This is a genomic window from Kurthia zopfii (assembly GCF_003143955.1).
GTDB lineage: Bacteria > Bacillota > Bacilli > Bacillales_A > Planococcaceae > Kurthia > Kurthia zopfii.
The window spans coordinates 1-25,811 of sequence record NZ_QFVS01000014.1; the positions used below are offsets into that span (position 1 = coordinate 1).

23 protein-coding genes are annotated in these 25,811 nt (G+C 36.4%); 11 read left to right on the forward strand and 12 right to left on the reverse strand.

The genetic code is table 11. From position 1 onward, the window contains the following. Positions 1-149: 149 nt before the first annotated feature. Positions 150-1,697 carry a S1C family serine protease gene (locus DF281_RS06675; RefSeq protein ID WP_109349480.1) on the reverse strand — a complete coding sequence of 516 codons (1,548 nt, stop codon included), beginning with the start codon at positions 1,695-1,697 and terminating at the stop codon, positions 150-152. 353 nt (positions 1,698-2,050) lie between these two features. Here DF281_RS06675 and DF281_RS06680 point away from each other — a divergent pair, with 353 nt between their 5' ends. The 5 genes from DF281_RS06680 to DF281_RS06700 all read left to right on the forward strand — a co-directional run bounded on the left by DF281_RS06680 (position 2,051) and on the right by DF281_RS06700 (position 5,936). Beyond that, on the forward strand, positions 2,051-2,782 hold the full coding sequence (locus DF281_RS06680) for a WecB/TagA/CpsF family glycosyltransferase (RefSeq protein ID WP_109349481.1): 732 nt from the start codon (positions 2,051-2,053) through the stop codon (positions 2,780-2,782). A 69-nt stretch (positions 2,783-2,851) separates the two neighbouring features. Beyond that, positions 2,852-3,475, forward strand: coding sequence for a LysE/ArgO family amino acid transporter (locus DF281_RS06685; protein ID WP_109349482.1), 624 nt, complete (start codon positions 2,852-2,854; stop codon positions 3,473-3,475). A 189-nt stretch (positions 3,476-3,664) separates the two neighbouring features. After that, entirely contained in the window at positions 3,665-4,528 is an 864-nt protein-coding gene (locus tag DF281_RS06690) for a TcaA 3rd/4th domain-containing protein (RefSeq protein ID WP_109349483.1), read from the forward strand. Positions 4,529-4,609: 81 nt separating this feature from the next. Further along, on the forward strand, positions 4,610-5,086 hold the full coding sequence (locus DF281_RS06695) for a TcaA NTF2-like domain-containing protein (protein ID WP_109349484.1): 477 nt from the start codon (positions 4,610-4,612) through the stop codon (positions 5,084-5,086). Between the two features lie 16 nt (positions 5,087-5,102). Beyond that, entirely contained in the window at positions 5,103-5,936 is an 834-nt protein-coding gene (locus DF281_RS06700) for a zinc ribbon domain-containing protein (RefSeq protein WP_109349485.1), read from the forward strand. Positions 5,937-6,998: 1,062 nt separating this feature from the next. Here DF281_RS06700 and DF281_RS06705 read toward each other — a convergent pair. Beyond that, complete coding sequence (locus DF281_RS06705) at positions 6,999-9,866, reverse strand: Ig-like domain-containing protein (protein WP_109349486.1); 2,868 nt, start codon at positions 9,864-9,866, stop codon at positions 6,999-7,001. A gap of 875 nt (positions 9,867-10,741) precedes the next feature. Then, positions 10,742-12,442, reverse strand: coding sequence for a methyl-accepting chemotaxis protein (locus tag DF281_RS06710; protein WP_109349487.1), 1,701 nt, complete (start codon positions 12,440-12,442; stop codon positions 10,742-10,744). 310 nt (positions 12,443-12,752) lie between these two features. On the opposite strand from DF281_RS06710, the gene DF281_RS06715 reads away from it, so the two are divergent. After that, entirely contained in the window at positions 12,753-14,345 is a 1,593-nt protein-coding gene (locus tag DF281_RS06715; protein WP_133538392.1) for a tetratricopeptide repeat protein, read from the forward strand. Between the two features lie 180 nt (positions 14,346-14,525). Here the strand turns inward: DF281_RS06715 and DF281_RS06720 are convergent, their stop codons facing one another. Together DF281_RS06720 and DF281_RS06725 are read right to left on the reverse strand one after the other, a co-directional pair. Further along, on the reverse strand, positions 14,526-14,816 hold the full coding sequence (locus DF281_RS06720; protein WP_109349489.1) for a DUF2653 family protein: 291 nt from the start codon (positions 14,814-14,816) through the stop codon (positions 14,526-14,528). Further along, a complete protein-coding gene (locus DF281_RS06725; protein ID WP_109349527.1) occupies positions 14,807-15,250 on the reverse strand; it encodes a hypothetical protein in 444 nt (147 codons plus the stop codon). The genes DF281_RS06720 and DF281_RS06725 overlap by 10 nt, the downstream gene beginning before the upstream one ends. A gap of 274 nt (positions 15,251-15,524) precedes the next feature. Here DF281_RS06725 and DF281_RS06730 point away from each other — a divergent pair, with 274 nt between their 5' ends. After that, positions 15,525-15,920, forward strand: coding sequence for a PaaI family thioesterase (locus DF281_RS06730; RefSeq protein ID WP_109349490.1), 396 nt, complete (start codon positions 15,525-15,527; stop codon positions 15,918-15,920). 50 nt (positions 15,921-15,970) lie between these two features. On the opposite strand, the gene DF281_RS06735 is transcribed toward DF281_RS06730, so the two are convergent. Then, positions 15,971-17,356, reverse strand: coding sequence for a S41 family peptidase (locus DF281_RS06735; RefSeq protein WP_109349491.1), 1,386 nt, complete (start codon positions 17,354-17,356; stop codon positions 15,971-15,973). Between the two features lie 136 nt (positions 17,357-17,492). On the opposite strand from DF281_RS06735, the gene DF281_RS06740 reads away from it, so the two are divergent. Next, positions 17,493-17,822, forward strand: a complete 330-nt coding sequence (locus tag DF281_RS06740) for a hypothetical protein (RefSeq protein ID WP_109349492.1) — start codon at positions 17,493-17,495, stop codon at positions 17,820-17,822. A 96-nt stretch (positions 17,823-17,918) separates the two neighbouring features. Here DF281_RS06740 and DF281_RS06745 read toward each other — a convergent pair whose 3' ends face one another. The 5 genes from DF281_RS06745 to DF281_RS06765 form a co-directional block, all read right to left on the reverse strand. Continuing rightward, the gene (locus DF281_RS06745) at positions 17,919-18,356 is read right to left on the reverse strand and encodes a universal stress protein (protein WP_109349493.1); all 438 of its coding nucleotides are present in this window, start codon (positions 18,354-18,356) and stop codon (positions 17,919-17,921) included. Positions 18,357-18,424: 68 nt separating this feature from the next. Beyond that, positions 18,425-19,054 (reverse strand): DUF1643 domain-containing protein, encoded by a 630-nt coding sequence (locus DF281_RS06750; RefSeq protein ID WP_109349494.1) that lies wholly within the window; start codon positions 19,052-19,054, stop codon positions 18,425-18,427. A 413-nt stretch (positions 19,055-19,467) separates the two neighbouring features. Then, positions 19,468-20,058, reverse strand: a complete 591-nt coding sequence (locus DF281_RS06755; protein ID WP_232025954.1) for a LysE family translocator — start codon at positions 20,056-20,058, stop codon at positions 19,468-19,470. Positions 20,059-20,261: 203 nt separating this feature from the next. Then, on the reverse strand, positions 20,262-21,707 hold the full coding sequence (gene panF, locus DF281_RS06760) for a sodium/pantothenate symporter (protein WP_109349496.1): 1,446 nt from the start codon (positions 21,705-21,707) through the stop codon (positions 20,262-20,264). Next, a complete protein-coding gene (locus DF281_RS06765; protein WP_109349497.1) occupies positions 21,707-21,967 on the reverse strand; it encodes a YhdT family protein in 261 nt (86 codons plus the stop codon). Before DF281_RS06765 ends, panF begins: the two co-directional genes overlap by 1 nt. Before the next feature lie 131 nt (positions 21,968-22,098). Between DF281_RS06765 and DF281_RS06770 the strand changes: the two genes are divergently transcribed. After that, positions 22,099-23,028 carry a LysR family transcriptional regulator gene (locus tag DF281_RS06770; protein WP_109349498.1) on the forward strand — a complete coding sequence of 310 codons (930 nt, stop codon included), beginning with the start codon at positions 22,099-22,101 and terminating at the stop codon, positions 23,026-23,028. 11 nt (positions 23,029-23,039) lie between these two features. Here the strand turns inward: DF281_RS06770 and DF281_RS06775 are convergent, their stop codons facing one another. Then, on the reverse strand, positions 23,040-24,062 hold the full coding sequence (locus DF281_RS06775) for a helix-turn-helix transcriptional regulator (protein WP_109349499.1): 1,023 nt from the start codon (positions 24,060-24,062) through the stop codon (positions 23,040-23,042). A gap of 145 nt (positions 24,063-24,207) precedes the next feature. Between DF281_RS06775 and DF281_RS06780 the strand changes: the two genes are divergently transcribed. Next, entirely contained in the window at positions 24,208-24,621 is a 414-nt protein-coding gene (locus DF281_RS06780) for a hypothetical protein (RefSeq protein WP_109349500.1), read from the forward strand. 72 nt (positions 24,622-24,693) lie between these two features. Beyond that, entirely contained in the window at positions 24,694-25,755 is a 1,062-nt protein-coding gene (locus tag DF281_RS06785; protein ID WP_109349501.1) for a type II toxin-antitoxin system antitoxin SocA domain-containing protein, read from the forward strand. The last annotated feature ends 56 nt before the right edge of the window (positions 25,756-25,811 follow it).

Below are 25,811 nucleotides of genomic sequence, written 5' to 3' on the forward strand. Positions count from 1 at the left end.
TTTATTCTATAGGGAAACTCACTTGTTTTCTATTTTTTTGAATAAAAATAACGTTCATGAAGTTTCCGCACCGATCTGATTAGAGATCGGTGCTTTTTTCTTCACCAACGTTATTTATTGTAGAACCTTCATTGTTTATGGTTGTGGGACTATTGTTCTTGTGTTTTCGGTTCTTCAACTGGTGGTGTTTTTGGTGTTTCTACACCATCTGTCTCCACCTCTTCTAATTCACCTTCATCTTTTGGCTTTTCAGTGCCGTTTGGATCAGATGAACCTTCGTTACTATCTGTATCTGTATCAGTGTTCGTACCTTCATCTGGTTTATTACCTGTGTTTGGATCAACTTGAGGTTTTTCCACTGGTGGTGCCAATTTACCTGAATCTACTGAACTGTTCACTGTAATTGTTTGAATCATATACTCACCAATATCATCAATGATGATTTTGAATGTAATATTTTCTTTGATTGTTTGTTTCTTGTTATTACGATCCATATAAGTCGTAATCGTAGACATTGTTACATTTGAACTCTTGTCGCCAATCGTTACCCCTGTAACATTATATTGTAATGATTTGAATTTCTTACCATCTGAATTATAATTCCCAATGAATGCTCTCGCAGTTTTTAATGCTTCGCTCTTCGGTGAGATATAAGCGTCATAGTAATTATGCTTGCCATCTGTTAATGATTCGATTACTAATACGTAGAAACTCTTCATATTTTCAGATAAAAGTTCTTCATCGAAATACGCTTCGTCTGCGTGATTGTAACCTTCTTCATTTTCATCATCAAAATTAACTTCCGGTGCTTTTACTACCCAGTCATTTACTAGTCCCATCACAGCACTTAGCGGAATGGCATAGCCGATTTCCGGGTGATCTTCTAAAATGATTGAGTTAATACCGATGACATTCCCTGACTCCGCATTGATTAGTGGGCCACCACTTGAACCTCTACTTAAGCGAGCTGTGATTTCATATAAATGACTGTATGTATAGTCATCAAAGAATTCTGCACCTACGCTTTTCACGATTCCTTCTGTTGTCGTACCATATTGATCTTTCGGACTACCAATCGCTACAACTTTTGTGCCGACCTTAGCTGTTGTCGCATCCAATACTAATGGATTCTTCCCTGCTAAATCTGGCACTCGAATTAATGCGACATCCGTCTTTTTAGAAATCCCAATGACTTTCCCTTGGAATTCTTGACCATGTTGGTTTTTTACAACAACATATCCTGCATTTTTGGCAACGTGGGCATTTGTTAAAATGTCACCGCTACTATTAATGAGGAAGCCTGATCCTTGTTGTAAATCCGTATACACTGTGTAAATCTGTGTTTTCGCATTGGCAATAATCGCATCTTTATTAATTGTTGGCATGACGACATCTGTTTCGTTCTTATTCGTCGTACCTTCTTCGCTTGTGATACCGTCATCTTTATCTTTTTTAGGCGTTTCGTTTGTAACTGTGCCTTTTTCCGGTTCTTTTGATTCTTCAGAGGTTGGCTTTGACTTTGGTTTTTCCTGCTTCTCTTCATTATGAACTCGAATATTTTCCTTCTCAGTTGCTTGATCATCAGCTTTTGTTAATATCGTATAAATACCTGCTGCTACAGCAACAATGAGGATGAAAGCAATCGCTAAACGCTTGACGGATGCTTTCTTCAGTTTGAAACGTTTGTTCTCACTCATAACATCCACTTCCTATCCCTATATTCTCTTCTCTTTAATTAACGGATGAAAAGGAAAAAAGTTTCATTTTTCTCTATTAATTAAGTTGGAACAAATCCTATCATAACATATCTATTCATTTATATAAGATGTTCCTACACAGGAATTCCACAAATTAATGAACATTATATTTTATGCTGTCAACAGTTAAATTTACACTATTCACCAAAAATTAACAACAGGTAATTTTACGTCAATTCTCCCTATTTTAGTAGGTTTTTATTCATTGAAAATGCTTTTACTAGTTATCATACCTCTTTTACAATAAAATCTTATATAATGAAAGTATTAATCTAACAAGGACTGAGTATGTAGTGAAAAAAGTACCCATTTTAAATATTCCCATTTCCAACACAACGAAACACCAATTTATTGAAGAAATAGTGTCAAATATCCAAACGAATGACACACCGATCAAAGTCGTGACAGCAAATCCTGAAATTATTATGCTGGCAAAGGAAAATCCGCGTTATGAACAGCTTCTACTTGAGTCGGATCATGTCGTTGCAGATGGCATCGGCGTTGTAATCGGCGCAAAAATGCTCGATACACCTTTACAAGAAAGAATTCCAGGTTATGAACTTGTACATGGCTTTTTAGAAAATGCTGCACCCGGTCATGACACATTTTACTTTTACGGAGGTAAGCCCGGTATAGCTGCGGAAGCCGCAAAAAAAGCGATGGAATTATATCCACAAGCGAAGATCGTCGGCTGTTCGGATGGTTACGGCGGTGATGGAGATGGTGACACGGTTGCGCAAAAAATCGAAGCGCTGCAACCACATCATATTTTCGTCGCATTAGGCGCACCGAAGCAAGAAGAATGGATTGCCGAACATGCACATCGTTTCTCGCATACTTTAATGATGGGCGTTGGCGGTAGCTTTGACGTATTATCCGGCCAAGTAAATCGCGCACCAAAAATTTTCATCAAACTGAATTTAGAATGGTTCCACCGTTTAATTACGCAACCAACTCGTGCAAAACGTATGTTAAAAATCCCGCTTTTCTTACGCGAAGTAAAAAAATCAAAACGTCAGAAATAGGGTTATTAATCCTTACTCAAAAAATGTATAATTATACTATATTACATACTTTGAAAGTAGGAATTAGTATTGAATGAAATAGTTAGAGGTGCATTAATATCGGGTAGTTTAATCGTGGCAATTGGCGCTCAAAATGTATTCGTTCTGAAACAGGGTTTATTGAAGAATAATATTTTCTGGGTTGCCCTCACTTGTTTTCTATGCGATTTCATCTTGATGACTCTCGGAATTCTCGGCGTCGGTTCGATCATTAGTAGTAATGAGATCGCAACCGTCATCCTCGCAGTAGCAGGCGGATTATTTTTACTATTCTATGGTTTCAAATCTTTCAGAAGCTCTTGGCTCGCAACAAGTTCGCTTGAGATTCAAAGTGATTCAAAGAAAACACCGATTTACAAAACGATTGCCGTTACACTTGCGATTACATTGCTCAACCCGCATGTCTATTTAGATACACTTGTAGTCATTGGTGGCGTGGCAGGTACGCTTGCATGGGATGCAAAACTACAGTTTTTAATCGGGACATTGCTCGCTTCATTCATCTGGTTTTTCGCACTTGGATATGGCTCAAGATGGCTCATTCCCTTCTTCAAAAAACCATCCGCATGGCGCATTTTAGACTTTTTCATCGGCTGTGTCATGTTCCTAATTGCTTACCAATTACTGAAATTCGCAGCACAAACCTCAGTCTAATTTGCTAAGACCAAACGCTTATAGTTTGGTCTTTTTTTGTATGAAAATACGAAATTCTAGCCCTTTTTCAACGATCCACTTAAATATGTATTAATTTGGTTAAATTGTATTATAAACTCCTATAATGACTTAAATATTGTTATACTATATAGATGTTTGTTAAAAATATGTAGAAATGGAAGTGATACTATGTTGATTTGTAATAATTGCAAAGCTGAATGCGCTGATAATATGCAGTTTTGTAATAATTGTGGACATAAACTGGGTGAAGAAGTGATCAAAGAGAGAGAAGTCGAAACACGTACTGCAATTACACCTAAGAAGAAAAGGAAAAAAGGGTTAATTGCGTTAATTGCACTTATTATTATTCTTATTGCAGCTCATTTTACGATTAAGACTTTGATCGATCCAGAGAAACAAATCTCAAAAATGAATGATGATTTCCAAAGTAAAGATGCAAAACATTTCTTGAAAAACTTTGACGTGGAAAAAGGCACATACACGGATTCTGAAGGTTACTATGCCTATATTCAAAATGAAACATGGTCAAGCGTGCGCGAGAAATTAGTAAATAATGTACGTAAATTCAAGCAAAAAGAAATGTTTGACCCTGTTGTAGATATGAATGGTAATGATATGATTCGCATCGTGGAAAAACCATTTTTAGGCGGACTTTATAAAAAGGCGACTTTTGAAATTGTGCCAATCCGCGTAGAAATCGAAAGCGAATATAATGATATTCAATTTACACATGGCAAGAAAACCATTGACCTGAACGATGAATCCGCTACAACATTTGGCCAGTTCCTACCAGGAAATTACGAATGGTCACTTGTTCAAAAAAGCGACTTCGGTTCATTGAAAAAAGAAGGAAAAATGTATATTTCTGAAGATGCCAACAACAATAAATTCACTTACAAACTTGACTATACACCGACAGAAACAGAAGTGATGTCGAATAATATGGATGCGACTTTATTCGTAAATGGCGAAAGCACGAAGAAAACTATTGATGAACTAAATCCACTTGGGCCAATTCCATTTGACGGTTAGGCAAAAATCCATGCGGAAGTTTTAGTAAATGGCAAAACGCAGAAATCAAATGAAGCTGCTGTAAAAGGTGATCGCACTGTATTGAACTTCAAATACATCGAAGACCAAATTGCCGCAGATGAAAAATTTGAAGCGCTTGATAATTTAGTGATGAACAACGAGAGTAAAATTGATGATTTCTACCAACGATTCCGCCAAGCACATGCATCAGATGTCAATAACCATCGCTATGATGCCGTATCCTACTATGTCGTGCCAGGAACAGAATTGGAGAAAACATATAAAGGTTATTTCAAAGACTTTAAAGATGGCGATGAAATTTCGAATCACTCGAACTATATGTCAAATTTAAAAGCCGTGAATGATACTACTTACACCTTCTCTACAGAAGAAAACTACACTTTCTTCAGCCATGAAAATGAAACCGTCGAATATTTCTTCAAAAAACAATATACGATTGTGACAAGCGGCGACAGCTACAAAGTAAGTAAAATTGATAGTGAGAAAATTAACGAAAAACGTTATAAAACAGAAGAAGACGACTACGACTATGACTAAGGAGCGTGTACAATAAATGATTTGTCCAAATTGTAAGAACGAACAGGCAGAAGGAAAATTCTGTGGCCAATGCGGCGCTATTCTACCTGAAAAAACCGAGGAAACACTTGTAGAACCTAAGATTGAACAAGAAGAACCAATCAAACTGGCAAAGGAAGAACCGACGAATCATATCCCACCCGTTCCTCCAACACCACAACCACAACCAGTACCACCAGCAGCGACGAGTTCAGCTATTTCGGATTATTGGGCATACTTCTTAAACAGTTTCAAAAAGCCTTCTAAACAAGCTCAGGATGCCCCATTCAACTTCGGCTTAATCTCGATTGCCATTACAGTGTTCCTATGGGCAGTGCTTCCATTTGTCGCATTACAACGTGTTCTAACATATACGGCGAGTTGGTTCGGCACAAGCGTTGGTGATCCATCTGTTGATATTAGTATTTTAATTCGTACGATTGTTACTTTATTCGTCTTATACGCTTGTATTGTAGCTGTTCTTTCACTACTTGCGACGAAGATGGGCAAGTATCGCTCTTGGAAACAAATTGTGTCGATTGTCGGCACATATAATAACTGGGTGATTGTCTTACTACTATTTACTTTCATTCCTCTATTCATGAACTTCTTCGCATTCTCAAGCTCGCTATTGAGTATTGCAAGTCTGTTCATCGCCTTGCTAATTCCATTGTACGTGGCAATTGTAGCATTTGAATCTGATCATAAATTAGACCGTTTCGTGCGTTTCCTGATTATGATTGCTTCTCTATTCGCCATCTACTACGTGCTTTACAAAGTGTTGCTAAACCAAGTAATTGATTCAATGAGATCCTTTACAAATTATATGTAGTATTCTTACTTTCCCCCACTCCGCAGACGCGAGGTGGGGGTTTTTGTTTGGAATAACTAGGTATAACTTCTGTACGTATGTATTTATTTAATTTAACTCACAAGCTTATAGCAGTGAACCCTTATGTTCTCTACTTATACCCCTTTGGTTATTATGTATTAATTCTAGTTATACTCGTTGATTTTGAGTGCATTTTCATATTTTCTTCTATATTTTTTGGAATAATCTCTGTTCTTTCGTTATATTTACTGATTTGTAATCGGTTTTTGAGTGATTTCAACTTCATATATGAACTAATTTTTATTAATTTATTTTATTTAGGACTTTTTAGTACTCTTCTGAAGATTTCATCTCTTTTTTCAGGGTTAACTCTCTTACTTGGCTGCATTTATTGGGTTTTGAACGGGCTTTTGAGTAACTCTCCCCAGTGTTATGTATTTTTTTATTTAGGTTTAAGGTTTTTCGTTCTGTTTTCGGGGTTAACTCTCTTACACGGCTGCATTTATTGGGTTTTGAACGGGCTTTTTGAGTATCTCTAGCATTATTATGTATTTATTTTATTTAGTTTTAAGGTTTTTTGTTCTCTTTTCAGGCTTTTTTCTATGTTTTCAGGGTTAATTCTCTTATACCGCTGCATTCATTGGGTTTTGAACAGGCTTTTGAGTATCTCTAGCTCTGTTATGTATTATTTTATTTAGTTTCTTATTTGTTGGGACATATAATGTGCCTTTTCTCAGCATTTTAGCTATATTTTCAGGTCAATTTCTCTTATTTGGCTGTATAAATTGGTTTTTGAGTCCTATTTTTAACGATCTTATCTGTTTTTTCTGGGTTTATATCTCTTATCAGGTTACAGTTACTCATTTATTATGATTTTCTTCTTAAACATGTTTTCAATTACGTATTTTCCCTCACTATTTGCCTATTTCCTGCAATTTTATTCAAGAAAGCAGCTATATTACTTGTAAGTATGTATTAATTAAAGTTAAAAGCCCAATCCTGTATAGGATCGGGCTTTTATAATCATTAATTGATTTGTGGGTTATTACTAATCGTTAGTGATTATTTTAATGTTGCTAAAATAGCTGTTTTAACTGCTTCAAGAACATTTTCAGATGAATCTTTTGAAGTTGGAGTTTCAATAGTTTTAACTTCAACTTTTGTTGCTGTAGCTAAAGCATCAGTTGCTAATGTTAATTCGTATTTTCCAAGACCAGCATCTGCACCTGTTGCTAATTTAATTCCTGTTGCAGCTACAAATTCAGTTCCGTTAACTGAAACTAAGAAGTCTCCAGCAACTTCAGTTTTTAATGCTTCTGATAATTCGATAATAACTTTATTATCAGCTTTGTATGCTACTGCTGATTTAAGTGTTGGTGCAATACCTTCTGCTAATGTTAAGAAGTTTTTAGTTGAAGTTGTAAGAACGCCTTCAATAGTATTACCAGCAATATCTTTAACACCTTTAACTGCGAATACACCTGTTAAAGTAGATGTTACTGATTTTTTAGGAATAGTAATTGTTACTTTAACGTTTTCTTTTGAATCAGTTGAAGCTGCATCTGTAGTAATCGTAGATCCTGTTGGTAATGATTTACCTGCAATTGTGTAGTTTCCTAGGTCACGAATTGATGCAAAATCAAGTGCTTTATCATCTGAAATTGTGTATACAATTTTGTACTCAGAATCTGTTGCTTTTGGTGTCTCACCATCTAATTTAATGAAACCATCCACAAGTGTTACTACAGGCGCTTTAGTGTCCGCTTCTGGAGCTGTAACTGTTGATTTAGAAAGTGTGATTGTTTTTGAGAACTCTTTTGCATTATTGTCTGCTAAATCTTTAAATAAATCTGTAGTGTATGAAGCAATATAAGTTAATTCTTTTTCAGCATTTGATTTAGAAGATAAGTCAATAGTAACTACTTTACCATCTTTAGAAACTGTAGTGTTTTGAGTTACACCTGCTTCAGTTACTAATGGGAATGCTACTGGGCTTTCAGTTTTACCAGTCACTAAATTCGTTGCAGCTAATTTGAAATCAGTTGCTAATTTAGTAGCGTCAAGTTTAACTTCTTCTGAGAAATTAAGTACTAATTTATTTTCAACAATTTCAGAAGAAACAAGTGTTGGAGCTACAAGATCTTGTGAGAAGCTTACAGAAGTAGAGTAATCTGCTGCAAAAACAAGTCCTTTAGTGTCTACTACTGAGTCTTTAGGAATATAAAGTGTTGCTGTAGCAAGATTATCAGTTAAAGTTACACCATCAAATGTGTAAGTTACTTTATTTTTATCTACTGATACAGTTTTTAACGTACCTAGAGTTTGACCATTTTTTGATAGATAAGCTGTTTTAATAGCTTCAGTTTTAGTTTTATCTAACTCTTTGCTAAATGTTACAACTACTTTGTTTTCAGCTTTAGTTGCTACAGTTGTAACTGATTCTACAACTGGTGCTACTGTATCAGGAGCGTCTGCTGCTTGTACTTTAGTAGAAATAGTTACAGGGTTTGGAGTAATGTTGTTGTTTGCTAAATCTTTAACATTTAACATTTTAATTTCTACATTTTCTCCAACTTTTAATTTTAAATCTGCAACATTTAGTTCAAGTACATCAGAGCTATTAGTTGTTTTTACTGTTACTGTTTTACCGTTTACATAAAATACGCCTTCAGCTTTAACTTTTTCTGAGAATTTAACAGAAACTGTTTCAACGAATTCATTCTTATCAACTAATTTTGCAGTTGCATCTACAGCAGTAGGTGCTACAGTATCTTCATAAGTTAATAAAGAGTTGTATTCAGCTGTTTTTACATCTTTGCTTCCTTTTAATAGAACAGGTTTAACTGTTACTTTAGCAGATTTTACATTTACTGTAGTATCAGCTGTAGTTGATAGAGTTAAAGTACGTCCATCTTCTGCTAACTTCCCTTTAGAACCCTCGAAAGTTACGCCATCAATAGCAACAATACCAGCTGTTTCTGCTGCGTCTTTATCAACTGTTTTATTGAATTTAACTTCAACAGTTGTAGCGTTAATTGCTTCAACTGATGCAACTTTAGCAGCTACTTCTTTACCGTCTTCGTAAGCTACTTCTTTACCTTCAACTTCGAAAGTACCGTTAGCTAATTCGCCGTTGTTGTATACTACTTCTTTTTTATCTTCGCCAACGAATGTAACTAGACCTTCGCTAAGTTTAGATCCAACATATAATTTATCACCGAAGATTGCTTGACCTTCGTTTAATTTTTCGTTGTTGTAAAGATCTTCTTTATAAAGTTTGTAGCCTTTGTTTAATTTGTAGCCATCGAATAATTTCTCATCGAATAAAACTACGCCTTCGTTTAATTTAGAACCGTCGAATAGGCTATCTTTGAAGATTGCTAATTCTTTGTTTTCTTTACCTTTGATGTAAAGAACGTCGTTGTAGAAACCAGTTGTTACTTTTTTGTATCCTTTAACATAGTAAGCACCAGCATAGTAACCAGTTGTTACTTTCTTAACGCCTTTAACGTAGTAAGCACCTTTGTAAGTTCCAGTAGCTTTAACGCCTGATTTGTAGTAACGGTTGTTGTAAAGACCAGTTGTTACTTTTTTAACGCCTTTAACGTAGTAAGCGCCTTTGTAAGTTCCAGTTGTTACTTTTTTAGCGCCTTTGTAGTAGTAAGCACCTTTGTATGTTCCTGTTGCTTTTTTACCAGCTTTGTAATAAGTTTTACCTTTTAAGCCAGTAAGTTTTTTACCGTCTTTATAAACTAGAGATTTGTAAGTTACAAAACCTTTAGCTACTTTACCAGTTTTTGCGATTACTAATTTACCTTTAGAGATTTTGTATTTGCTTGCTGCTGAAGCGTCAGTAGATACTACCGCTGTTGAGATTAATGAAGCACCAAGAGCTAAAGCTGTTGCTGTTTTTACAAGTTTCATTGTCATGTTTAAAAACTCCCTTATTATTAATATATCATTCGTAACACACAAGACAGTGTGAATATTACTAAACAATACCCTACTTTTGTCCCGAACGTATTACTTGAAGACTACTATATCATATAAATTGAAATTTTTTTACTCTTTTTCTTATTTTTTTATTAAAATTAACAATAATAATTTATTATACCTATTTTTTTACGTCATAATATCAATTTGTTAATATTAAACGTTTATTTTGCAGCTTTTTTATCAAATATTTATAAAGAAGCATTTTCTTACTATAAAAAGATGTAAAATATCATTTTTTTACCATTCGACATTTTGTAGTTATATTTAACTATTATTGCGTAATAATATGGATGTTCCATAGTGTGAAAATGTCATTTCACATAAAAAATCACGCATAAGTAAAATGCACTAGACACTTTTCGACATAATTCTCCATTTTTCTGCATATGGTGCAAATAGAACAGTTCCAAAAACCATCGTTTTTTATCGATTGTCCCAGGTTTTTGAAATAGAATTTGTAATAAGAAAGCATTATATAATATCGACTTCAATAAAATTCAGATAATTTCAAAATAAATCCAATTGCAAAAGAGTATTGATTACCTATAATTTAATTTCCATTTATTTCGATCATTCCAGCAAGATAAATAGAATTCAGACCACATATGACGAATAATGTGCGACCTGCTAATTTCGACGGAATACGAAAAAATTACTATTAATAGAAGAAACTCAAATAATGATATTCTTCTAATGAATTCATTATTGTACAATTATAACAAATTTCACCATGTGATTGTTAAATATTAGTAAAAAGTTTAGCTTATACAGAAAAAGCTACCCATATTTGATGGATAGCCGCTTCAGATCTACTTATGAATTTTGAAAAAGCTCATCTCTTCATGCAGTTTTTCAGCATTTGAAGCGAGATGATTTGTCGAATGCGAGATTTCTTCCATAGAACTAGTCGTTTCTTCGATCGTTGCAGTTGTTTCTTCCACACCAGCCGCAGATTGTTGGGACACGGATGCGATTTGGTCGATCGCTTCGTTAATTTTCGTCGTTTCATTTAAGACTTCCCCAAGTTGCTGCGACATTTGATGAATGGAACTGTCGACATCTTCTATAGAATGAGAGATTAATTTGAAGTTTTCATTCGTTTTGGTCATTTGATTTGTCCCTAATTGCATTTGCTCATACGTTTCATGCAGGGATTGGCTAGCGAGTTTCGTCTCTTTTTGCATCGTTGTGACAATTTGCGAGATATCCATTACGGATAAATCGACTTGTTTTGCTAATTTGCGCACTTCATCTGCCACTACTGCGAACCCTCTACCTTCATCTCCCGCTCTCGCTGCTTCAATTGCCGCATTCAATGCGAGTAAATTCGTTTGTTCGGCAATATCTTGGATGACGCGCACCAATTTTGTAATATCGGCGGATTTCGCTTCGAGTATTTCCATACGATCCACTGTTGCCTTCACATTATTCTGCACTTCATTCATTTCATCGACCGTTTCCAGCATGAGTTGCGTTCCTTCCGCTGTGCGACCGAGTACTTCCGCCGCCCTTTTCGCAATGCCACTACCTTCCTCATTCACTTCATTCACTTTCGAAGTAAATAATTCGACGACCTGCACTAAATCTGTCGCATGACTCGCCTGCGTCTCTGCACCTTCCGCCAACTCGGACATTGTCAGCGACACTTGCTGCGATCCTTCCCTCACTTCTTCCGCCGAGTGCGCCACATGCTTACTCGAAGACTTCACTTCGCTCGAAACTTTGCTTATGGAATCCATCATCGTTACGAGTTTTGCGTTCAAAGTGTTCCCCGCTTCGGTCAATGCACCGACTTCATCATTGTTTTTGAGTGGGAGATTTTCCGTCACCAATTCCCCTTTTGCCATCTTCTTCATGCGTTTTGTCACTTGAATGATTGGTTTGACGATGAGATTTGCGGTGAAAAATGCCACAATAATCGCCAGGATAATGACGATAATCGTTGTTAAAATGAGCTGCGTTTGAATCGATTTATTCGTATTCACAACTTCATCTGCGCGCTGCTCTAATTCCTTCTGTCTTTTATCGCTTAGTTGTTCGATTGTTGTTTTGATTGCATTCGTATTTTCACCTTGATCGATGATGATTTTTTCCGCACCTTTTCGATCATCACCTTCAAATTTAGGGAAAACTTGTGATTTAATCATTTCATCCCACTGCTCGATTTTAGAAAGTGTCTCTTTTGCTTTTGCCGAATTGGATTTCTTTAAAATTTGCTGTTGTAATGTAGTGAATTCCTGCTCTAACTTCTCAAAAGTCGCCTTCTCAGCTTCATCGCCCGTTAATAAATAGTTCTGTACAGAAACCAACTTTTGAGAAAAATTCACGACCAATTGCTGATCCTTTGTATTCAAATATAAATCCTGCTCGACCATTTGTTTAATTTCATCCGAACTACTCTTTTGTTCCACGATGATATATGTGTTCACCAACGCTAAAATGCAAACAATTAAACAGAACCCTAGTAAAATTCTAGTGCGAATTGAAATAAAGCGTTTTTTATTCGTCATATTCTACCTCCTACAGCAGAACTCCTTTCTCAAATTCAGACAATTCAAAAACCACTTTCGGTCTATTTATTTTAATTTCTTATAGTAAATATGAACTTATTTATTCGAAAACAGTAGTTAGTTTCATATATTTTGAAAAAACTCCATTACAATTCCTTTACAAATTGATTCTATATTACCTATATGTTACATACGAATAACCTTTTATTACATTTGGTAAATGTCCTCTAATTCAGCATTATTTTGTGATTTAATTATACTGAACAGTATATATAAACTCGAGAGGAGTGAATCCTAGGTGGATTCCAAAGTGAACAACTTACAACTTGAAAAAATCTTCAGTGGACAACGCCCCACTCCCACCGAAGAACAATACATCGAGTTAGCAAAAGAATTGAATGGCAAAAGTCGTATTTCTCTCTTAAAAGAAGGAATTCAATACTTCCCTTTTAGTAATAAGATTATGAATTTATTAAAAGAGGAAAATGTTCAAACGAAAATGATTCGTCGTTATTCGAAAGCATTGATCTGTAAGAAGAATAAGCCTACAACGCATTTCTTCAGACAAGGTGCGCAATACTTACTTCTTAATAATGATGAAGAAAATGCAGCGAAACTAATGAAAATCGGTCTTGAAAAGAATAAATCGAATTATTCATTACTTGTTGTTTCCGCTGAAAATGCGATGAAATTATTTGATTGGGCTTTAGCTGAAGATTTATATTCACAAATTGCCATGATCAAAGCTACACCTGAGCTACTTTATGACATCGAAGTTCTCCGTCAACTGCAAGGTAAGGAAAGCCGTATGACTGAGACAATTGAGAAAATACATACGCAATTTAAAGGCAAATATGATAGTCTGTTTACCGATTCATACAGAATTTACACATTATTTGATAATGGAAAATCTCGAATTGAATTGTATAAACATATCGAACCTGCGACTGAGGTTGTTGCGACATTCGATACGATTGATAAGTCATGGGATTTAATTCCGTTCGCCTATAATTTAGTTAAGAAAAACAAAAAAGATTTGGTATCCTTACGCCGAAATCATACACGTAACTTCCACCAGGATATTTCGAAAGAACAATATAGTGACACGACAGATGCTATATTCTCGCAATATGAACATAAATTTGCCTATGGTACGAGTCTAGGCGGTTATAGTTCACTCTATTATGGTTCGAATATTGATGGCGTTCGCATACTTTCGATGGCTCCTAGAAATTCAGCGCATCCGGAATATGGCTCACCAAATATTCTTGTACGAGAACCATTCAAACACGTCTCACCACATCCCGTAAATGAAAATTCTCAGATTACGATCATCTATGATCCACGTAATCCGAATGATGAAAACTATATTGCTTCACAAATTCTTCCTTCATATCCGAATGCTCAAGTGCTTCGTATTCCATATGCGGGCCATCGTATTCCTAAATTCCTATCACAAACAGGTCAATTGAGACCAACAGTGAAAGAATTTTTAGGCAAAAAAACGATTACGCCAATCAAACGTGGTGATCTACGTCGTAATTCAATGGAATATTATTGGGTTATGGCTGAAAGAACACTTGCTCATAAGCATTTCAGTTGGTCTCTACAGTTTGCGGAACAGTCAATTTCAATGGATATGAATTTCGATCGCCCTTATGCGACGAAGACAGAAGCTTTACTTGGTTTGAATCGTATTGAAGAAGCGATTGAAAACGCCACTTTATCAAATGCGATGTTCGGCTCACAGTACAAATACGCAATTTTACTTGCTGATTGTCATGAAGCGAACGGGGATATTCCAGCTGCAATCGCAGTATTAGAGGAATTCTCTCAATTCAAAGAAGTATCAAAAGTACGCAAAATGATTAAACGACTACAAGAAGTTGCAGTTGTTCAATAATTAGATGAAGAAAGTCCTCGGCAGATCGTATGTCGAGGACTTTTTGTGTTGGGGTATTACTTTCATTTAATATGTGTGACTCGTTTTTACATAACCAATATATTTCTTGCCTTTTTTCACATATATAATTGAACCAAAAAAAGCTTCAGCTCCTCAATCGAGGGCTGAAGCTTTATCGTTTTAGTCGTTTACGTAAGCGATGATTCCTTGTTCATCATCAAGATCGATGCGAATACCTGTAGCGTATGGGTCCATCTCTAAGTATTCTTCCACCCAGATGCGAAGTGCTGAAGTCATATTCCCTACTGAGTAAAGAGTGACTGCACCGTTCACGTGAGCTTCTGCTTCAAAGCCACGCTCGTCATCGAATAATAATTCAACTTCAACATCTTCAGGCATGACGTGTTTTTCACGTGCATAGTAAAGACAGATTGAGTTGATGACATCTTGTTCTGGAATGATTATTTCCATGCTTGTTGCTCATCTTCTTTTTTGCGTTTGTTGCGGAACATAGAAACGATTTTAGCGATTAACATAACAACTACAAGAATTGCGATGATGTTTACTAATAAACCGAAGATATTACCCATTGCACCCATACCAGAAAGCATACCGCCGAATAATAATCCAGCTAAACCACCAAGCATAAGACCTTTCATAAGGCCGCCTTTGTTACTTTTTTGAGCTGCTGTTTGGTTGTTTGTTTTGTTTTTGTCTGTTGCTTTATTTTGAGTGTTAGAATTTGAATTTTTGTTTGTGCTGAAGTTTGATTTGTTTGTGTTGAAACCACTTTTACCTGATTTGTAGCTACGTGCATCTGCTGTTGTAACGTTGTTAGCAATAACTGGGCCAACACTAGCAAATGTTAATGATGCTACGAATACTGCTGCAATAATTTTTTTCATCAATTGAAAAAACCCTCCTAATAGTAAGTAGTATAATCATATCATGGATTTTGGCATGACAGAAATAATATACACAAGTCGTTCAAAAAGATTTCGAAATCTTGACAAAAATATGTGTAATATAATTTACAATACGACATTTCCGAGAAAAAGTAGTTGCAATCCTATCGAAATTCTCCATTGTTATAAAAATTAATTTTTTCTTTTTCCATAGCATTTTTGAAATAACTTCATTATCATTAGAAGTAGTAAACAGCATCAGGAGGAAATTTCATTGACGACAACACTTTCGATCCAACAACGTTTTGAAAGCTTAGATTTATGGGACGCAGTTGGATTTCAATTTATCGAAGCAAAAAACGGCACTGCGACTTTACAAGTTCCTTTCCGTAAAGAATTAACGAATACAGGTGGCACACTGCATGGCGGGATCATCATGATGTCACTCGACAATGTCATGGGTATGGCGACAATGTCACTTGGTTTTGAAAATGTACTGACGATTCAAATGGAGACACGTTTTGTGCGCCAAGGAAATGAAGGTCTGCATACAGCGACTGCGACAGTGATTGAACAAACGCGTTCGACTGTCATCGTTGAAGCGAAAATCCATAATCCAGCGAATGAACTTGTTGCGATGTGTACAGCAACTTTCAAAGGAATCATATAATACAAAAAAAAGCACTCTCTATTCAATGCGAATGGAGAGTGCTTTTGAATTTACTTCCCTACAGATACATAGGCGAATGCCGCTTTCCCCTTCGTCGGTTTGACGTTCAAGTAGTAGCTGCTGCCCGCTTTCAAACCTGTTGGCGCTGTGATTTGTAACTTTTTCGAAGGCAGTTGCTTCACCGTGATTTTTCGTGAAACCCCGCCCACTTGTAGTAAATAAAGCTTCGCTGACTTCAGTTGAGTCCAAGTGAATTGCTTTGAAGGTGATAGGATCATTTGCTGTTTTTTTGCTGAAACGCTAATTTTCGGTAAGCGATCTTCCTTCGCCATTGATTGGCGCATTAACGCTTGGTGGCTCACCTTCACCTCATCGCCTTTTTTCGTTACGACATGCGGTTTCACACCGATTTTATTAATTTTTACCATTTTACCAGTTGAAGTTGGCGCGTAAAATTCACCGACAGTCAATTTGATAAAACCAGCATTTTTTTTAAGCTGGAAAAGTACTTGCTGCACACCTTTGCCATATGTTTTTTGCCCATATAATGTCGCCGCATTTTGTTCTTTCAAAGCTCCTGCCAACATTTCAGAAGCACTCGCGGAATGGCCATCTACTAATAACGCCACTTTTGAATTGATTTGAGTCGACTGCTTTTTGGCAATCTGCACATAATTTAATGGATCATGCGCATATTTCATAATGTAAGCAAGTTGAGCTTTTGAGAAAATGCCGATGACTTTTTCAGCCGCTTCAACCTCTCCCCCACCATTGCCACGCACATCTACAATCCAACGTTTTGCATTCGGCAATTTCTTCATATGAGCGATTAAATCCGCCGCACTATTACTCGCAAAACTGTTTAGACGAATATACCCTACCTGCCCCGCAAGCTGCTTCACTTCCACATTTGGCAAGTAAATCTCTTTTCGAATGATTTTCTTCGTCAATGTTTTCTTCGTTTTCGGATCATACACTTTCAAAGTGACAGCCGTATTTACCTTCCCTTTTATTAAATTCGATGCTTCTTCAAAAGGCGCTCCCGCAAGAATTCGGTTATTCACTTCCGTAATAATTTGCCCCTTCAGTAAACCCGCTTTTAAAGCAGGCGATTTCGGCAAAACCTCGGTTATTTTTAAGCCTTTCGGATCTTCCACCATACTTACCCCGATTCCCGCAAACTTCATGCCAATTTGATTGAAGAAGTCCGTTACTTCAGATGTCGACATGAATACCGAGTATGGATCTAGTTTTGACATCAATTGTTTAATGGTTTTAGATGATTGCAAATTCTCTTTTGATACATTTGGATAATAATAATTTTCTACAAGTTCCTTTACTTCTTTCATCGGTTCTTTCGCTTCGACATCTGTTAATGGCGCAGCAACTATAAACATTGATAGTATGCTCACCGATAATAGCTTCCATTTTTTCAAAATGAACCCTCCCTTCGCAAAATGTATGCGATTTTTACTATCTTTATATTGTCAAACTAATGACATTCAGCTAATTTAAAAATTTTTATGTTAAAATACTCTTATCGAAAATAATCGATCAGGAAGGTTTGATACAATGCGCAGATTGTCTAGTTTAGGCGCAATTTTCTTTTTATCCACATTATTAGCAGCTTGTGGTGCAACTGCACTTAATGGGAAATTCACAGCAAGAAATGACCAAGATATTATTGATATGGACTTCAACCCCGACGCTAAACTCGTAACACTTACGAATGGCGAAGATGAAACGGTTAGTGAATATACGATTGAAAAAGGATTACTTTACTTTAATAATATTCCTACTTATAACATAGTTGAAACCGATTCAAATACATTTGAACTTTATAAAATTGGCAAAGATGGTAATCCGAGCGAGGATGTCACCTTCACCTTAACAAAAAAATAATTTTTAATCGCATTTTTAGTGAATGCGGTTTTTTTCTGCCTAATTTATGAAAAATGGAGCATTCTCAAATAGAGAATACCCCATGAACCATTATAATTAGTTTCCTCGAACGACTAATACATCACATTCGGCAGTGCGTACAATGTTTTCAGAGACGCTTCCTAATAGGATTTTTTCTGCGGCGTTCGTTCCTGAAGCGCCACATACGATTAAATCAGCGTTTACGCGGCGAGAAATTTCATGTGTAATCAGTGTACGTGGTGATCCTGTTTCCACAATAATATTAATATTTTCAATGCCCGCAAGTTCCGCTTCATTATAGCTGTCGATTAAGCTTTGAGAAAAAACTTCTGAATCTTTTTGTAATTTTTCTGCATTATGTGCTTCTAGGTTCGCCCAAGAACGAGTATCAATCACATTGACGATATGCAAAGTCGCATTATTTCTACCTGAAACGGCGATTGCTTTTTTCAAAGCTTCCTTTGCGTGATCTGATCCATCCATTGCTACGATAATATTTCGATATTGTACCATTTGTCACCCTCCTGAAAAATAAATTATGTCCTACTTTCGATAGTAACAGTTTTCTTCTGATTTTTACATTAGATACTGTTAATTCGCAGTATTAATTTCCCATTTTCCATATGCATCATCCGCACGCGGCGAATACCTGCGAGCGCACCTTCCCTTGGATGAAATGGCTGGCCATCAGAATTAATGCCATCCGAAACTCCTTGTAATGAAAAAACGAAGCAATTTTGCTCTTTTTGGAATACGCGAAATAGATGGTGAATATCTCGAATCGAATTCAAATAATGCATTTCCGAAAATTGATCGCGCAAACTCCCCCAAGCTAAAATGATGTAGTCCATCTCTTTGACGACTCGCTTAATCATATGTAGATTTTGACGAATCGACTCGAATTCTCGCATATTCTTCCCTAAGAAATAATCGTCGAGCTGATTCAAATGATCTTCTCGAAACGGGAATAAATTGACGATATTCACTTCCGAGATGGTTTCTTTGATTTGTGCTTTTAAAAATTCGACAGTGTGGTCAACGACAGGATCCGTGAAATTCTCGTCCTGTAGTTTCGGATTCATCATGATTATAGCTACTTTCTTCAGTCCATTCTCATCATTAATCGCCTTCAATAAATACCTTTGCTGCAAGTCCTCTGAAAAATAAGCTACTCTTTTTTTAAAATCATAGTTACTTTCTACGCACTTCACCTGTCACCACTCCTCACTTTTATAGGACTAATTATATAGCATTCGACAAAATTATACATTTATTTCAATTCAAAAATGCGTAAATAGTTGAGAATAGCGTTGTCTAAAGATTCTCGTTTTAGACATTAGAAATAGCGAATGCTTTCCGCCGACAAGTGGCGCACTATTTATTTCCACTTTGTGTGGAAATAAAGGATTGCTTCACACTTGTTTTTCGGCAGGAGTCCTCGCTATTTCTTTCAATCAACTTCATGTAAATTGCTTTCCCTCAAATATTACTCACAAAACGAGTTGTGAATTTATTATTAATGACAAAAAAATAACGTTCATGAAGTTCCCACACCAACCTGCTTAGAGATCGATGCTTTTTTCTTCACCAACGTTATTTATTATTGAACTACTTTTTGTATTCATTACAATGATTTTTCGAATGCTAATGTAATTCCGAAAATCAATAAGACAATTCCTGTACAGCCTTGAATTGATCGCGCTACGACTGGTTTTCGCAACCAAATTGAAAATAGGTCGATCAAGTACACATAGAGGAAGAACCAGATAATTGTCATGACCGCGTAAGCAAGTCCCATCAATGCAAATTGAAGCATATGATTGTATTCTGGCTGAACGAATTGCGGTAAGAATGTCAGGAAAAATACCGCAACTTTTGGATTTGAAGCACAAGTGATGAATCCTTGTAGGAAGAATGATTTCTGCTTCCCTTCCACAATTACTTCATCCGGTTGTTGCTTATGTCTAAGTGATAATAAAGCCGATACACCAATGTAAATTAAATATGCCGCACCAACGTATTTTAAGACGGTAAATAACATTTCGGATTTCATTAAAATTGCTGACAGCCCTAAAACCGCTGCCGCTGTATGAATAAGTAAGCCCGATACAGAGCCAAGAACCGTTTGCGCTCCTGCTTTTTTACCGTGCATGATTGAATTTTGTATAACTAAACTAGAGTCGGGCCCTGGTAAAATGATTAATAAAAAGGACATGACGAGAAAAGCTCCAACTACTGCCAAAACTAAGACACCTCTTAACAATTTTTTTACTATAATAACATACATTTTTTCGGAAAAGGTCTAATTGTAAAAAGTAAGTAGCACAGTAGTTTGATAACCATTTACTAAGGTAAAGTATTGATTTATTCAGAAAAATAGACGACCTCACTCGAAAGTGAAAGTCGCCTACTTCAATCCTAAATAAATTCAGGTGTATCTTTAATTTTACGATGCGTTGCAAAGCTGACAAGTACGAATGCGATCAGCGCACTAATTACGGGGAATGTCACACTATGCACACCGAGGACATTCGGGAAATACTGCGTAATGACGATATACATGGACAATCCGACGACCATCCCTGCAATCGCACCGAATTTATTGGCTTTTTTCCAATAGAGACCTAGCACGATTGGCCAGATGAATACCGCTTCAAGCCCACCGAATGCGAACATATTCAACCAAACGATAATTTCTGGTGGATTTAATGACATTAAGACAACTACAACACCGACTACTGCCGTTACGAGGAAACTCGTTTTGCGGACATGATCGTCGCTTGCATCAGGCTTAATATAATGTAAGTAAATATCTTTGACGATTGTTGAGCTGACCATCATTAATAAGGCATTTACTGTCGACATGATTGCCGCCATTGGAGCAGCAAGTACAATCCCCGCTACAACTGGAGGTAGAACACCCATTGTTAAGGTAGGCATTACTTTATCCCCTAGCTCGATTCCAGGAATTACGGTACGACCGAAAATACCAATTAAGTGCATACCGAACATGATTGTTGCGATACCGATTGTACCGATTAAGATGGCACTATGCATACCGCGAGAGTTTTTGTAACTCATGGCACGAACGGCGATTTGCGGAAGACCGATGACACCGACTCCGACAAGAATCCAGAATGACGATACATAGGCTGGAGAATACGCATGACCGACACCGAATGGCGATACTAACTCCGCATTTTCCTTCACTAAATCACCCATAATATTGTCGATACCGCCACCAGCAATGACTACGCCGACTAATAAGATGATTGTGCCGACTACCATGATTGATCCTTGCAGTGCATCCGTTAAAGCAACGGCACGGAAACCACCGATAATTACATAGACTAATACAACTACCGCAAAAATGAATAATGCTGTAGTATAGCTCATTCCAGTTAATGACTCGATTAGACGAGCGCCACCGACCCATTGTGCAACCATTGAAGCGAATAGGAAAATGACGATACTGATTGCCGACAACCATACGACAACATTACTGTTATAACGAGAACGCAGAAAATCAATTAATGTGATGGACTTCAATTTTCGCGTCACAATTGCAAATTTCTTCCCTAAAATCATTAAGACGAAGTAACCAGCTGGTAATTGCGCTAAAGCAAGTAGTACCCAACCAAGCCCTGTATTGTATGCAACACCCGGCCCACTAATGAATGAAGAAGCACTACCATATGTGGCCATCATCGTCATCGCTAATAGGAAACCACCCATTTCACGACCGCCGAGGAAGTATTCTGATAAAAATGAGTCCGAACTTTTTACAAATTTATTCGACCAGAAGCCGATTCCAAAAATAATTATGACAAAAACTATGAGTGGAGCTATGACTGACCAATGCATTAGTCTTCATCCTCCTCTTCAAAATCGACATCTTTAAAGAAGAATTTGATGACGATAAAAATTAGTACAATCATGAAAGCCGTGCCAGCGATACAACTATAGAAGAACCAGGCTGGGAATCCGAAGACATATGTATATTTCTCAGGGTCTCCACTACCAAGACCATATGCAAAACCATACCAAATTGCGAAGTTGACAATAACTAATGCTACGCCGATCCACGCTTCTCGATGGGCGATGCGGTAACGCTCATTTTTCACAAGAAATCACTCCTTTTTAAATGTTTAGAAAACGTTTTCTCTCGTTTAAGTGTAAATAACTTTTTAGTTAATGTAAATTTCATTATAATTAACAATAGTTAACGTACATTAAACTAAGGGGTGGAATACACATGACTTTTGAACAATTAAGATACATCGTGGCGATTGAAAAATTCGGCACATTAAAAGACGCATCCGAAGAACTTCACGTCACACTTTCCGCATTGAGTCAGGGATTGAATAAGGTCGAGACAGAACTTGGCATCACACTTTTCCAACGTAATCGACGTGGCTCTACCATTACGAAGGAAGGTCGCATCATTGTCGCACAGGCGAAGAAAATCCTCTATGCGCTCGATGACCTTTATGAATCAGCCGATGTGATGCAAAATAAGCTGACAGGCGTATTAAAAGTCGCATCTATACCTGGTCCTTTCTTCCAGCTGTTTACGACTGCCCAACAATTGAAGAATATCTATCCAGAAATTAATATCCAAATCCGTGAACAGAACTCGCAAACGATGTTAGAAGAATTGCAAAGCGAAAAAGTCGACCTTGCACTTGTTGTCTATAATAACGAAGATTTGGCAAAATATCCCGACTTAGCATTCACAAAAATTAAAGATTGTGAAATGCTCGTTGTCGCACATAAAGATTCCCCTGTCATACAAGGCGGTAGCGCGATGACAGAGGAATTAGGTGAACAGCCCGTTATTTTATTTGATGATAAAATTGTGATTGGCACGATGAATGAGATTAAACGCGTGTTTGGGCGAAATGACATTGTCATCAGTGTGAATAATCCACATATCGTACAACAATACGTAGAAGAGAATAAGGCATATACGGTAGGCTTGGATCTGACGTTTGACCATTCGCAGCGCTTTATGCAAGATATGGAATCCGTGAAGATTGACTTTCTAACAGAGATTCCGACGACGCACTCATTCGGCATTGTGACGAAATCGAGCAGACATGAGACACAGCTCATGAAAGAGTTCGCCTATCGTTTGAAAAAGGATTTTCAAGAACAAATCCCAGAATTAGTAAACTTAACTTAAGTTTTGCTTAACTAAATACTTTCTTCCTCGACTTCTATGCGATTGCGTTCAAGTGCTTCTTCTAGCATGCCTTGAATCTCAATCGCTAGTTTTTTTGGTTTGATTTGATCAATGGAAGTAATGTACTGCATTAACCAGAATTTGATACTGTCCGGTGAAGTATAAATTTCAACATGGAAGTATTCATCATCAATCGGTTTGATCGTGACATCTTCACCGAAGAAATCTATGACCTGCCCAACCGAATACATTTTGCAGCGGAATTGGATGAATTCAGGCATCCCCCCGAACATATACACTTGGTTACGCGTATAGTCCGACAAGTTGGTGATGTTTTTCAATGGCTCCACTTTCTCTTCAATCAATTGTACATCGCGAATTTTATCGACACGCATGAATCTTGGCGCAGTACTATCATCATAGTAGTACATCAAATAATATTTATTAATTTGCCATATTAAATAATACGGTCGCACCTTTTTGTAGCCGTCCTTCTCTGGTCGACTCGGTACGAGATTTTTATTGACGTCATACTTCAAATATTGGAGTGTGACTTTTTTGCCTTCGTGAATCGCTTTTGTCAGTAAATCAATGTTTTCAAAAAGCTTCTTATTATATTCTTTACGATCCGTATTTTTGAATTGAATACGCGGCTCGAAAAAACTGCCTAAATTCTTGCCTACAATGACTCCGAATTTGTCGATCAGCTCGCGACTTTGCTCGCGGTCGATGAAGCGTGAAGTTGCAATGGCATCACAAAGTAAATGCGCTTCCCCAATCGTAATTGTCGACTCCAAATAGACCGTCTTATTTGAATTTCGGACGAAAGTGATTGCCAAATCTTCTTGATAAAACTCCGAAATGATTTCTAAATCGTTCATATGTGCATAAATTGTACGACGATCTGGCTTTTTATCTAATTGAAAGTATTCAAAAGTTTTATCGGCAATTTCCGAAGCATTCATTGGATGTTGTTTACTCGAAAACTTTTTCAAAATGAAATATGTATAAAAAAACGAATTTTTCGTTTGCATGAATGATCCTCCTAAAGCTTCTTTACATGATATTTCTTCCTATTAATTATAACCTATATTGGAAAAGTTGGAGATGTAAATAAATCGTATCAATTGTTAAAAACAGTATCATATGGTACTATAAAATCAAGGAGGAGGATTAAATTTGAGAGAAGTTGAAAATCAGGTTGTTAGTGAAGATTCAATTAAGAAATATTTAAACGATGTATTACTTTGTATTAAACTAAGTAACTATAGAATTGATAACAATAATCGCCAAAAAAATAGAGCATTTCAAAGAACTTATTCTATAACTAATGAAGATTATATTGACCTAATTAATATGCTTTCACCTACTAACTTTTCAACCTCAACTAGAAATTACAAACATGGATTTCAAAATGAAATACTTTATATTTTCAAATTAGAAACACAACTTTTTAACTCAGTAACTTTTGAATATGATCATGTAACACTTTATATAAAAACGAACTTAATTGAAAAACCAATCTTATTTTGCATTTTTATTTCCATTCATATCGCAGATCCTCAAAAAGAATTTAATTATTATAATTACTAAATTTAATGCACAGAGCGACTGACATTTTCAGTCACTCTTTGGTTTAAATTTATTACCTTTGGAGGGAGAATTATGTTTAAACAGGACAAATTCGAACTAATTAAATTACCAGAAAATTTATTTTGCACATCTTGTCGAAAAGAAATTTCTGAATGCCGTACGTACTTTGAGGATGCGGAGGTGAATTACGAAGACTTTTCAATTGCTTATGAAGAAAAAGTAGCTGAATGTCCTATTTGTAACACTGTATTGTACATTCCTGAAATTGAGAAAGAAAATAATGAAGCTTTCCAAAATGCAGTACTCGCTTTTAAGAAGGCACAGTATTCTAAAGATTCCGTATTACCGATGATTGATCAAATTTTATTACGTTATAAAATTGGTAAGAAACCTTTATCACTTATTCTTGGTTGGGGCGAATCTACAATTGCTCGCTACTATCAGGATGATTCTACGATTTCGCCTCTTTACGCACAGCAACTGGAGAAGATTTTAGAATCACCGACTGAATTTGAACATTTTCTTGAGATGAATCAATCTTTAATTACACCGATCGCCTATAAAAAGAGCCGAAAAGCATTAAATGATTTATTACAGAAAAGTTCATCCACAAACACATCTTCAAAAATTAATTCAGTTTGTGTATATATTTTAATGCGTTCAAAAGATACGACGCCTCTTGCATTGCAAAAATTACTCTACTACACTCAAAACTTCTATAAGGTTTTCAAAGGAGAATTTTTATTTGAAGAAGATTGCGAAGCTTGGATTCATGGTCCAGTTTACAAAGAAGTATATGATCAATTTAAAGAATATCAATACAATCCGATTAACGGGCGCAACGTAGCAGATGAGTTTGAGTCAATTGAACTTTCCTATAATGAAATGGAAATACTTGATCAGGTAATTAAGCATTTCGGTTGTTACAGCGGTTCCATGCTAAAAAATATGACGCATTTGGAAAAGCCTTGGATCGAGGCGAGAGGAGAATTAGCTCCTGATCGTCCAAGTCAGCACATTTTGACGAAGGAATCGATGGCTGATTATTTCGCTGAAGTGCAGTCAAAGTATAAACTTCTTAACACTGGAGATATCGCGGATTATAGTCGTGACTTATTCAATAAAATTCAATAGGAATCGCTCTTTCTTGGCTGACATATGATAAATATGTCAGTCTTTTTGCATTGTGT